The sequence below is a fragment of the Plantactinospora endophytica genome, assembly GCF_016862915.1.
Classification (GTDB): Bacteria; Actinomycetota; Actinomycetes; order Mycobacteriales; family Micromonosporaceae; genus Plantactinospora; species Plantactinospora endophytica.
This window is the reverse complement of record NZ_BONW01000046.1, coordinates 180,588-192,811: the sequence shown is the minus strand read 5'-3', so window position 1 is coordinate 192,811 and position 12,224 is coordinate 180,588. Positions and strand designations below refer to the sequence as shown.

The following is a 12,224-nucleotide window of genomic DNA, read 5'->3' as shown; positions in this document are numbered from 1 at the left end:
TTTGTGCCACCAATAGCGGCAGCCGGAAAACACCGCCGAGCCGGTCAGTCCCGGCTCTGCACGGTGTTGCGGATGTCGCGGAGCAGGGCTGCGGACTCGTCGACGGAACGGCCGGCGAACATGCCCATCGCAATGCTGCCGTGGTCGGCCCAGCCGCAGAAGACCAGCTCGCCCTGCTGGATCGGCGCCGTACCGCACTTCATCACACCGCCGAGGGATCCGGCGTCCACCTCGTGGATGTCGGCGACCGGGCTGTCCTCCTCGGAGGCCAGGTCGAAGAGGCGGTCCAGATCCCGCTCGGGCTGCCAGACGAGGGTCGTACCGCCGAAAAGCAGCACGCTGCGGTCCGGGCCGGCCGGGTCGGCGTAGACGGCGCCGAAGCTCTCCGCGAAGTCGATCTCCGCGTTGACGGCCGTCTGGAGGTACTCGATGGTCGTCCGGGCGCCGTCGCTCTCGTCGCGGGTCAGGCCGGCGACCTCGACCGGCGTGCTGAGCGTGGCGTCCTTCTCCTGGAGGATGCGCCAGGTCACGCTGCCGAAGACGGCGACCCCGGCGAGGGTGACCGCGAGCACCGAGCCGAGCACGATCTTCCGGCGGCGGGACGACGGCCGACCGGTCGGCTCGCCGGCACCGGCATCCGCACCGGTATGGGGCAGCGGGGTGACGTCGACCGCCTCGGTCTCCCGGCCGACCGCCTGGTCCAGCACGATCGGTTCCGACGTGATCTCGATCGCGCCGGACTCGGGCACGGACTGCCGATCGGAGCGGGGGGCATCGGACATAGCCGCCACCGTACGCGAGGCGGAGGTGGCGCACGACGGGCCGGGCGGTGCGGCTCGTAGACTTCGAGGGTGACCGAGACTCTGGATGCGAACCGCGCCCCGGCCCCGACCCTTTCCGCCCAGTACCAGCCGGGCGAGGTAGAGCGTCGGCGGTACGAGGAGTGGGTAGCGGCCGGGCGTTTCCGGGCCTCGGCCGACAGCGACAAGCCGCCGTTCACCATCGTCATCCCGCCGCCGAACGTCACCGGCTCACTGCACATGGGCCACGCCTTCGAACACACCCTGATGGACGCGCTGACCCGACGTCGCCGGATGCAGGGCTACGAGGCGCTCTGGCTGCCCGGCATGGACCACGCCGGCATCGCCACCCAGAACCTGGTCGAGCGCCAGCTCGCCGGCGAGGGACTCTCCCGGCACGACCTCGGCCGGGAGAAGTTCGTCGAGCGGGTCTGGCAGTGGAAGGCCGAGTCGGGCGGCAAGATCCTCGGCCAGATGCGCCGGCTCGGCGACTCGGTGGACTGGGACCGCGAGCGCTTCACCATGGACGAGGGGCTGTCCCGGGCGGTACAGACGATCTTCAAGAAGCTGTACGACGACGGCCTGATCTACCGCGCCGAGCGCATCATCAACTGGTGCCCGCGCTGCCTCACCGCCCTGTCGGACATCGAGGTGGAGCACACCGACGACGACGGCGAACTCGTGTCGATCCGGTACAGCGACGAGGTGGTGGTCGCCACCACCCGGGCCGAGACCATGCTCGGCGACACCGCCGTCGCGGTGCACCCGGACGACGAGCGGTACAAGCACCTGATCGGGACCGAGGTCGAGCTGCCGCTGACCGGGCGGCGGATCCCGATCGTCGGTGACGAGCACGTCGACCCGAGCTTCGGCACCGGCATGGTCAAGGTGACCCCGGCGCACGACCCCAACGACTTCGAGATCGGCCAGCGGCACGACCTGCCGTCGCTGACGATCATGGACGAGCGGGGTGTCATCACCGCGCCCGGCCCGTTCCAGGGGCTCGACCGGTTCGAGGCCCGGCCGGCGATCGTCGCCGCGCTGCGCGAGCAGGGTCGGATCGTGGCGGAGAAGCGGCCGTACGTGCACGCGGTGGGGCACTGCTCGCGATGCCGTACGACCGTCGAGCCCCGACTGTCGTTGCAGTGGTTCGTCAACACCGGTCCGCTGGCCCGCGCGGCCGGCGACGCGGTGCGGGACGGCCGGGTGAAGATCGAGCCGGCCGACATGGCCAAGCGGTACTTCGCCTGGGTCGACAACATGCACGACTGGTGCATCTCCCGCCAGCTCTGGTGGGGACACCGGATCCCGGTCTGGTACGGCCCGGACGGCGAGGTGCGCTGCGTCGGCCCGGACGAGGAGCCGCCGACCGGCGAGGGTTGGCACCAGGACGTCGACGTGCTGGACACCTGGTTCTCCAGCGCGCTGTGGCCGTTCTCCACCCTCGGCTGGCCCGACCAGACCGCCGACCTGGCCAAGTTCTATCCGACCAGTGTGCTGGTCACCGGGTACGACATCCTGTTCTTCTGGGTCGCCCGGATGATGATGTTCGGCCTGTACGCGATGGACGGTCGGCAGCCGTTCGACGTGATCGCGCTGCACGGCATGGTGCGCGACCAGTACGGCAAGAAGATGTCGAAGTCGTTCGGCAACGTGGTCGACCCGCTGGACTGGATCGAGCGGTACGGCGCCGACGCCACCCGGTTCACCCTGGCCCGGGGCGCCAACCCCGGTCAGGACGTGCCGGTCAGCGACGAGTGGTGCCAGGGCTCCCGCAACTTCTGCAACAAACTCTGGAACGCCACCCGGTTCGCCCTGATGAACGGCGCGCACGTGACGGGCGAGCTGCCCGAGCCGGCCCGACTCTCGACCGTGGACCGGTGGATCCTGTCCCGGTTGCAGCACGTCACCGCCGAGGTGGACGAGCAGTTCGAGGCGTACGAGTTCGCCAAGGTCTGCGACGTGCTCTACCACTTCGCCTGGGACGACGTCTGCGACTGGTACGTGGAACTGGCCAAGCCGGTGCTGGCCGCCGGTGGCGAGCCGGCCGAGGTCACCCGTCGGGTACTCGGGCACGTGCTCGACCAGTTGCTGCGCCTGCTGCACCCGGTGGTGCCGTTCGTCACCGACGAACTGTGGACCGCGCTGGCCGGCAGCGACACCGTCGACGGCGACCCGGCCGGGGCGTCGGTGATGACCGCCGCCTGGCCGAGCACGGTGCCGGCGCTGCGCGACGACGCCGCCGAACGCGAGATCACCGAGTTGCAGCGGGTGGTCACCGAGATCCGCCGGTTCCGTTCCGACCAGGGGCTGCGGCCGGCACAGCGGGTGGCGGCCCGGCTCGACGGGCTTGGCGTGGCCGGTATCGCCGCGCACGAGCCGCTGATCCGGTCGCTGGTCCGGCTGGACGAGGCGGGGTCGGACTTCGCCGCCAGCGCAACGCTCGCCGTCTCCGGCGCCGTGACGGTGGCCCTGGACACCCGGGGTTCGATCGACGTCGCCGCCGAGCGGGCCCGGCTGACCAAGGACCGGGCCGCAGCCGAGAAGGAGATCAGCCAGGCGCGGGGCAAGCTGGACAACCCGGCCTTCCTCGACAAGGCGCCGGCACCGGTGGTCGACAAGATCAGGGACCGGTTGGCGGCGGCCGAGGCGGACCTGGAGCGGATCGCCAGCGCCCTGGTGGCGCTGGGCTGATCAGGCGGCGGCTGCGGGTGCGGTGCGGGTCAGGGGTGTACGGGTGCGGGTCGTCCGACGGCGACCGCGGGTCGGTGTGGGCCGTGGACCAGCGTCGGCGCGGACCGACGACGGCGTACGACGGCGGCGGTCGAGGATGCGGTGGTTCGGTGGAACGGGCGGGGGACGTACGGTGCGGGGGCGAGGGTCGCGGTGAGTGAGCGTGCACAGCGGGCGGCGGAGTTCGCCGAGGTCGAGGCGGAACTGGCCGACCGGGGGTACACCCGGATGGTGTTCGACCTGGGGCGGATCGAGGAACTGCTCGACCTGCTCGGCAGTCCGCAGCGGGCGTACCCGGCGATCCATCTGACCGGCACCAACGGCAAGACGTCGACCGCCCGGATGATCGATTCGCTGCTCCGGGCCTTCGGGCTGCACACCGGCCGGTACACCAGTCCGCACCTGGAGAGTGTGCGGGAGCGGATCAGCCTGGACGGCGAGCCGATCGGCGAGGAGCGGTTCGTCTCGGTCTACCGCGAGGTGGCGCCGCTGGCCCGACTCATCGACGAGCGCGCCGACGAACCGTTGACGTACTTCGACCTGACCACGGCACTCGCCTTCGCCACCTTCGCCGACGCCCCGGTGGACGTGGCGGTCGTCGAGGTCGGGCTCGGCGGGGCGGAGGACTCCACCAACGTACTGAGCGCCGGAGTCGCGGTACTCACCCCGATCGGGCTGGACCACACCGAGTGGCTCGGCGACACGATCCAGGACATCGCGCTGGCCAAGTCGGGCATCATCCACAAGGGCGCGACGGTGATCTCGGCGACCCAGCCGGAGGAGGCGGCCGAGCCGATCCTGGAGCGCTGTGCCGAGGTCGGCGCCACCATCGCCCGGGAGGGCGGCGAGTTCGGCGTACTGCGCCGGACCATGGCGGTCGGCGGCCAGGTGCTGTCGCTCCAGGGACTCGGCGGCGTCTACGACAACGTCTTCCTTCCGCTGCACGGGGCACACCAGGCGCAGAACGCCGCGATCGCGCTCGCCGCCGTCGAGGCGTTCCTCGGTGCCGGTGCGTCCCGACAGCTCGACGTCGAGACCGTCCGGCAGGGCTTCGCCACCGCCGACTCGCCGGGCCGGCTGGAGCGGGTCCGGTCGGCCCCGACGATCCTGCTGGACGGGGCGCACAACCCGCACGGCATGGCCGCCACCGTCAACGCGCTCCAGGAGGAGTTCGCGTTCAGCCGGCTGATCGCGCTGGTCGGCGTACTGGAGGACAAGGACGCGGAGAACCTGCTCGAACTGCTCGAACCGGTGGTCGACGCGGTCGTGGTGACCCAGAACAGTTCGCCCCGGGCGATGCCGGCGGCGGAACTCGCCGAACTCGCGGCGGAGATCTTCGGGCCGGAGCGGGTGGAGACGGCTCCGGAACTGCCGGACGCCATCGAGGCCGCCGTGGCGCTGGCCGAGTCCGACGTGCAGGGAGAGTTGAGCGGGGTGGGTGTGCTGGTCACCGGCTCGGTGGTCACAGTGGCCGACGCCCGCCGGCTGTTGAAGCGATGACCGCCCCGGACGAGGGCGCCAGCGGGCGACCCTCCGGGCTGCGTGACCCGGACCGGGCGGTACGCGGGCTCGGTGCGCTGACGCTGAGCGTGGAGACGCTGGTGCTGCTGCTCGCCATCCAGCCGATCCGGCTGCTCGGTGGCGAACTGGGTGGTGCCGCCATCGGGGTGGTCGTCGGGCTCGCGGTGCTGGCGGTGGTACTGGCCGGACTTCTGCGCCGGCCATGGGCCTGGCACGCCGCGACGGTCCTCCAGGGGCTACTGCTGCTCGCCGGCTTCCTGCAGTGGTCGCTCGGCGCGCTGGGTCTGATCTTCGCCGCTGTCTGGGTCTACGTGCTGCACGTCCGGCGGGTCATCCTGGGCTGACCGGGGGTTGGCACGGACCTCGCCGACCAGGCTGGTCGGGATGTCCGGGCGGTCAGCAGAGCGGTACCGGTCAGCCGGTCGCCCGGCTCCGCCACTGGGTCAGCGCGATGCCGTGCCCGTCGGGGTCCCGGAACGCGGCGGCCCAGAGTTCGAGCTTGGCGCCCCGGTTGACCGCCCGGGGGGCGTAGGTGAACTTCACACCCTTGGCCAGCAGCTCCTCGTAGACCGCGGTCACGTCGTTGACCTCCAGGTTCAGGTGGACCAGCCGCCGGTTGATCGGGGCGACCTCGCGGATCGCCCGCAGCACCAGTCGGGTCGCCCCGGAGGCGAGGATGGCGTTGCCCTCGCCGCCGTCGATCTCGAAGAAGCCGAGCAGGTCGCGGTAGAACGCGATCGACCGTTCGAGGTCGGTGACCAGCAGGGTGATGCCGACCCCGGCGATCGGGCCGGAGCCGCCGAGCCGGGCCGGCGGCTGGGTGGCGATCAGGTCGGCCAGGATCGCCTCGTCGTCCGAGGCGGGCTCCAGGTCGTCGGGCGGCGCCGATCCGGCCCGCTGGGACGGATCGTGCACACCGGCACCCGCGACCGGACGACCGCGACCCGCGTCGGGATCGAAGACGGGACCGGAGTCGAGGTCGAGGTCGAAATCGGGGTCGTCCAGCGGGATGTCGATCTCGTCGAGGGAACGGTCGGTCGAGGCGCGCTCGGTTGACGGACGGTCGGTCGACGGATGGTTGGTCGACGGACGGTCGGCCGGGTTCGCGGAGGCCGTACCGGGGCGGCCGGAGGCCGTGGCCGACCGACCGGAGTCCGGGTCGGCCGGGTCCGGCGCGTGTCCGTCCGGCTCCGCCGGAGCCGGGCCGGTCGTCGGGAAGGCCCCGGACCGGGCTTCCGGGATCAGCGGCGTCTCCGGCCCGTCACCGCTGCCGGGCGAGTCGGTGCCACCGGCTCCGGCCGCGACGTCCGGCTCGGACGGGAGCGGCCCGGACGGCGATTCGGCGGTCGGTGTTCCGGCGGGCGCGGGACCGGGGCGGGGCCGCCTGTTCCGGCCGCCGGGGCCCGGGTTCGGCCGGGACCGGCGGGGCAGCGGCGCGGTGGACGGCGGCTCGACCAACGTACCCTCCAGCACGATCGTGCCGCCGGGCGTCTGGCGCATCACCACCGGCTCCTCGCGGGACGTACCCCGGTCGTCCCGGAGCGGCTCCAGGTCGTCCCGGAGCGAGGCGAGGTCGTCGGACAGGTCCTCGGTGACCGGAGCGGAGCCGGGCGGGCGGGCGGGGTACGGGTCGTCCAGTGGGCCACGCGCCCACGGCGGCGCCTCCTGCTCGATCAGGATGTCGTCGTCCATCGGGTCGAGGTTGTGGAACTCCGGCGGCAGGTCGCCGCCGGCAGCCGCCTCGGCGTGGGTCAGCACCTCGTCCCAGAGGATCCGTACGTGCCGCTGGTCGTCGATGGCCACCATGATCGGCAGGGTGGCGCCCGGGTCCGGCCACTTCGACACCGGCACCCGGGGATCACGGATCCGCACCGAGCGCCCCGGCACCCCCGGCGCGTCGATCACGATCTGTAGTTCGCACCGGCCGAAGGTGGACGCGGCGGGCGGCTCGGTGACACTGTGCACGTGCCCGATGCCGGTCACCCAGGCCCGGGGACCGCTGCGTACGGCGGTGAACGCGACGAGCGCGATGGCCAGGGCGAGCAGCGCCACCCCGAGTACGGCAATCGCCCAACTCTGCATCCCGAAGCCGAACAGGACGACGAAGGTGGCGAAGGTGCCCAGCACAGCGGCGACCAGTTTGCGCACGGGTGCGACCTGGCGGCGTCGACCATCTGCCACAGTGGACCTCCCTGGTTAAGGCCAGGCTAGGCCGGATCTGGCGGGAATGGAACGACCCGGGACGGGTACGCGCCCCGGCCGCCGGATCGCCTCGCCCGTGAGCTGGCCGAACGTGCCGACCTCCGGCGTCGTACCCCGGAACGCGCCGACATACGCTGACGGTGCCCAACCTTCCGGCCCGTACCCGAGGATGTCCGTGGTCAGCAGCGGTTCCGCCGAGCGTACCCTCGTATTGATCAAGCCTGACGCGGTGCGGCGGCGGCTGGTCAGCGAGATCCTCGGCCGGTTCGAGCGCAAGGGGCTCGGCATCGACGCGATGGTGCTGCGCCGGATCGACGCCCGGCTCGCCGACCTGCACTACGCCGAGCACGTGGCCAAGCCGTTCTACCCGGCGCTGCGGGACTTCGTCACCTCCGGCCCGCTGGTCGCGCTGGTGCTCTCCGGCTCCGGCGCGGTCGGGCTGGTCCGTGGCCTGGTCGGCGCCACCGACGGGCGGCTGGCGGCGCCCGGCACGATCCGGGGCGACCTGGCCAGTTCGTCCCGGGAGAACCTGGTGCACGCCTCCGACTCGGTCGACACCGCCCGCCGGGAGATCGCCCTCTGGTTTCCCGAACTGGCCGACCCGGGGACGGAGCCGGCCTGACCCGGGGATATCGAGTGGGGGCCGGGGAAGCGGTCGAGTATCGTTGACGGGCACAGGCGTCGACCCGGCCATCACCGGCGAGCCTCCGGAAGAACAGGTGGAAACACCCCAGTAGAACCGGACGGGACCGGCCCGTCACAGCCGGCCAACGAGCGGGTGGTCGATCTTCCGACCGCCAAGCGGGGTGGTACCGCGGGTCCGCGGCGCGCCGGTTCCGGCGTACCGGTGGCTCGTCCTCGCAGACACGGACAGTGAGCTGCGACGAGGAGAACGACCCGCGATGGCGTACCCGAAGAACGCCCCCGCCGGCACGGGCGTGCCGGCCAGTCCCGAGCTGCCGGTGGTCGAGCAGCGCGTGCTCGACCACTGGACGGCCGACAAGACCTTCGAGGCGAGCGTCGAGGCCCGCGACCCCGGCCCGAACGGCGGCAACGAGTACGTCTTCTACGACGGCCCGCCGTTCGCCAACGGACTGCCGCACTACGGCCACCTGCTGACCGGCTACGTGAAAGACCTGGTCCCGCGTTACCAGACGATGCGGGGCCGGCGGGTGGAGCGGCGGTTCGGCTGGGACTGCCACGGCCTGCCGGCCGAGGTGGAGGCGGAGAAGCAGCTCGGCATCACCACCAAGGCGGAGATCATCGACCTCGGCGTCGGCCGGTTCAACGACGCCTGCCGGACCTCGGTGCTGGCCTACACCCGGGACTGGGAGCGGTACGTCAACCGGCAGGCCCGGTGGGTCGACTTCGGCAACGACTACAAGACGCTCGACCTCAGCTACATGGAAAGCGTCATGTGGGCGTTCAAGCAGCTCCACAGCAAGGAGCTGGTCTACGAGGGGTTCAGCGTGCTGGCGTACTGCTGGCGCTGCGAGACCCCGCTGTCGAACACCGAGACCCGGATGGACGACGTCTACCGGGACCGGCACGACCCGACGCTGACGGTCTGGTTCGAGCTGACCCCGGACGAGAGCGCGCCGGAGCTGCTGCGCGGGCCGGTCCGGGTCGGCGTCTGGACCACCACGCCGTGGACGCTGCCGTCCAACCTGGCGCTCGCGGTCGGCCCGGACATCGAGTACGCGGTGCTGGAGCGGGACGGCCAACGCTACGTCGTCGGCGCCGCCCGCCTCGGGGCGTACGCGAAGGAGCTGGACGGCTACACCCAGCTCGGCGCGGTGCACGGCCGGGACCTGGTCGGTCGCCGCTACACCCCGCTCTACGACTTCCTCGTCGAGCAGGGCGGGCCGAACGCCTACCAGGTGCTCGGCGCGGAGTTCGTCACCACCGAGGACGGCACCGGGGTGGTGCACCTGGCTCCGGCCTTCGGCGAAGACGACCAGAAGGCGTGCAACGCGGCCGGCATCCCGACCGTGGTGACCGTGGACGACCACACCCGGTTCACCGCGCTGGTCCCGCCGTACCAGGGTGAGCAGGTCTTCGACGTCAACAAGTCGGTGATCCGCGAGCTGAAGGAGCGCGGGGTGGTGCTCCGGCAGGACACCTACACCCACTCGTACCCGCACTGCTGGCGCTGCGACACCCCGCTGGTCTACAAGGCGGTCTCCTCCTGGTTCGTGGCGGTGACCAAGGTCAAGGACCGGATGCTGGAGCTGAACCAGCAGATCAACTGGACGCCGGGGCACGTCAAGGACGGCTCGTTCGGCAAGTGGCTGGCGAACGCCCGGGACTGGTCGATCAGCCGGAACCGGTTCTGGGGCTCGCCGATCCCGGTCTGGAAGTCGGACGACCCGCAGTACCCGAGGGTCGACGTCTACGGCTCGCTCGCCGAGCTGGAGGCCGACTTCGGGGTCAGGGTGACCGACCTGCACCGGCCCGGCATCGACGAGCTGACCCGGCCGAACCCGGACGACCCGACCGGGCGCTCCACCATGCGCCGGGTGCCGGAGGTGCTGGACTGCTGGTTCGAGTCCGGTTCGATGCCGTTCGCCCAGGTGCACTACCCGTTCGAGAACCGGGAGTGGTTCGAGCACCACTACCCCGGGGACTTCATCGTCGAGTACGTCCCGCAGGTGCGCGGCTGGTTCTACACCATGCACGTGCTGGCGACCGCGCTCTTCGACCGGCCGGCGTTCCGCAACGCGGTGGTGCACGGCATCGTGCTCGGCTCGGACGGGCGCAAGATGTCCAAGAGCCTGCGCAACTATCCGGACGTCTACGAGATGTTCGACAGCTACGGTTCGGACGCGATGCGCTGGACGCTGATGTCCTCCCCGGTGCTGCGCGGCGGCGACGTGGTGGTCAGCGAGACGACGATCCGGGACTCCGTACGCCAGGTGCTGCTGCCGTACTGGAACGTCTGGTACTTCTTCTCGCTCTACGCGAACGCGGAGGGCTACTCGGCGGTCCGGCGTACCGACTCGACGCACCTGCTCGACCGGTACGTGCTGGCCAAGACCCGGGAGCTGGTCGAGGCGGTGCAGGGGCAGCTCGACGTCTACGACATCTCCGGCGCCTGCGGCACGGTCCGGTCGTTCCTGGACGCGCTGACCAACTGGTACGTCCGGCGGTCCCGGGACCGGTTCTGGTCCGGTGACCGGGACGCCTTCGACACCCTCTACACGGTGCTGGAGACGGTTAGCCGGGTGCTGGCCCCGCTGGCCCCGCTGACCGCCGAGGAGGTCTGGCGCGGGCTGACCGGGGAGCGGTCGGTGCACCTGACCGACTGGCCGGACGCCGCCGAGTTCCCGGCCGACCACGAGCTGGTGGCGGCGATGGACGCCACCCGGAACGTCGCCTCGGCGGCGCTGTCGCTGCGCAAGGCGAAGGGGCTGCGGGTCCGGCTGCCGCTGTCGTCGCTGACCGTGGCGACCCCGGCGGCGGAGACGCTGCGGCCGTTCGCCGACCTGATCGCGGACGAGGTCAACGTCAAGGCGGTGACCTTCAGCGAGGAGCTGACCAGCTACTGCGAGCAGGTGCTCACGGTGGTGCCCCGGGCGCTCGGGCCCCGGGTCGGCAAGCAGGTACAGACCGTGATCAAGGCGGTCAAGGCCGGCGACTGGACGCTGGTCGACGGGGTACCGGAGGCGGCCGGGGTCCGGCTGGAGGCCGGCGAGTACGAGCTGAAGCTGGTACCGGCCGACGCCGAGCACTCGGCGCCGCTGCCGGGCGGGGAGGGCGTGGTGGTGCTGGACACCGCCGTCACCCCGGAACTCGCCGCCGAGGGTCTGGCCCGGGACGTCGTACGGGTGGTGCAGCAGGCCCGCCGGGACGCGGGGCTGGACGTGTCGGACCGGATCGACGTGCTGCTCGCCGGTCCGGCGGAGGTGGTCGCGGCGGTCGAGGCGTACCGGGACTTCGTGTCCCGGGAGGTGCTGGCCGACTCGGTCGGGTTCGTCGACCGGATCGACGGCAACGACGGCGCGACGGGCTTCGACGGCTCTGCGGGCTTCGAGGGCGAGGTCGGTGAGGGCGGCCGGGTGACGGTGGCGGTACGCCGCCGCTGACCAGTGCCGGCACGTTTTCCGGAGGTCGGTTCGGGCAGCCTGACCGGTCCGGGTGGGTGATCGAGACGGGCACCTACGCGGACCGGTCGGGCGTCGGTTAACGTGACAGCGCCCGACCACTCGACTGCCGGAGGTCCCGTGCCGCTGCTCTACACCCTCGGCCAGTACACCGTCGGCACCGCGATGCGGGTTGGCTGGCGCCCGAACGTGGAGGGCCTGGAGAACATCCCCACCACCGGTGGCGCGATCTTCGCCGGCAACCACCTCTCGGTCGCCGACGAGTTGTTCCTCGGCGCGGTGGTACCCCGGCATCTCGCCTTCTGGGCCAAGGCCGAGTACTTCACCGGTACCGGGCTGCGGGGCTGGGTGACCCGGTCCGTGATCGGCGGGCTCGGTGCGATCCGGGTCGAACGGGCCGGCGGCCGGGCCGCGCTGTCGGCGTTCGACGGGGCGATCCCGGTACTCCGTGCCGGTGACCTGGTGGCGATCTATCCGGAGGGCACCCGGTCCCCGGACGGGCGGCTCTACCGGGGACGTACCGGAGTGGCCCGGCTGGCGCTCGCCGCCGAGGTGCCGGTGATCCCGGTCGGGATGATCGGCACCGAGCGGGTGCAGCCGATCGGGGCCCGGGTGCCCCGGCTCGGCACCGGCAAGGTGACCGTACGGTTCGGCAAGCCGCTCGACTTCGTCGGCCGCCCGACCGACCGGACCTCGCTACGGCAGATCACCGACGAGATCATGTCGGAGATCCAGAGGTTGACCGGGCAGGAGTACGTGCCCCGGTACGCGCCGGCCCGCAACACCGCCGAGAACGGCTCCTAACCACCGTCCGCCTGGTCCGCCCCGATCCCACACCTGGTCCGCCCGGTTCACCCGTCCGGTG

The 12,224-nt window shown here is 71.6% G+C and carries 8 protein-coding genes; 6 read left to right on the top strand and 2 right to left on the bottom strand.

Translation table 11 applies throughout. From position 1 onward, the window contains the following. Positions 1-44 precede the first annotated feature (44 nt). On the bottom strand, positions 45-782 hold the full coding sequence (locus Pen02_RS38520; RefSeq protein ID WP_203871128.1) for a hypothetical protein: 738 nt from the start codon (positions 780-782) through the stop codon (positions 45-47). 69 nt (positions 783-851) lie between these two features. On the opposite strand from Pen02_RS38520, the gene Pen02_RS38515 reads away from it, so the two are divergent. The 3 genes from Pen02_RS38515 to Pen02_RS38505 all read left to right on the top strand — a co-directional run bounded on the left by Pen02_RS38515 (position 852) and on the right by Pen02_RS38505 (position 5,398). After that, on the top strand, positions 852-3,494 hold the full coding sequence (locus tag Pen02_RS38515) for a valine--tRNA ligase (protein ID WP_203871127.1): 2,643 nt from the start codon (positions 852-854) through the stop codon (positions 3,492-3,494). A 267-nt stretch (positions 3,495-3,761) separates the two neighbouring features. Further along, on the top strand, positions 3,762-5,033 hold the full coding sequence (locus Pen02_RS38510) for a bifunctional folylpolyglutamate synthase/dihydrofolate synthase (protein ID WP_203871148.1): 1,272 nt from the start codon (positions 3,762-3,764) through the stop codon (positions 5,031-5,033). Further along, a complete protein-coding gene (locus tag Pen02_RS38505; protein ID WP_203871126.1) occupies positions 5,030-5,398 on the top strand; it encodes a DUF4233 domain-containing protein in 369 nt (122 codons plus the stop codon). The genes Pen02_RS38510 and Pen02_RS38505 overlap by 4 nt, the downstream gene beginning before the upstream one ends. Before the next feature lie 70 nt (positions 5,399-5,468). Here Pen02_RS38505 and Pen02_RS38500 read toward each other — a convergent pair whose 3' ends face one another. Then, entirely contained in the window at positions 5,469-7,235 is a 1,767-nt protein-coding gene (locus Pen02_RS38500; protein ID WP_239141957.1) for a VOC family protein, read from the bottom strand. A gap of 196 nt (positions 7,236-7,431) precedes the next feature. Between Pen02_RS38500 and ndk the strand changes: the two genes are divergently transcribed. From ndk to Pen02_RS38485, 3 genes are all read left to right on the top strand, one after another. Next, on the top strand, positions 7,432-7,878 hold the full coding sequence (gene ndk / locus Pen02_RS38495) for a nucleoside-diphosphate kinase (protein WP_239141956.1): 447 nt from the start codon (positions 7,432-7,434) through the stop codon (positions 7,876-7,878). Positions 7,879-8,158: 280 nt separating this feature from the next. Beyond that, on the top strand, positions 8,159-11,341 hold the full coding sequence (ileS, locus tag Pen02_RS38490) for an isoleucine--tRNA ligase (RefSeq protein WP_203871124.1): 3,183 nt from the start codon (positions 8,159-8,161) through the stop codon (positions 11,339-11,341). Between the two features lie 138 nt (positions 11,342-11,479). Further along, positions 11,480-12,163 carry a lysophospholipid acyltransferase family protein gene (locus Pen02_RS38485; RefSeq protein ID WP_203871123.1) on the top strand — a complete coding sequence of 228 codons (684 nt, stop codon included), beginning with the start codon at positions 11,480-11,482 and terminating at the stop codon, positions 12,161-12,163. The last annotated feature ends 61 nt before the right edge of the window (positions 12,164-12,224 follow it).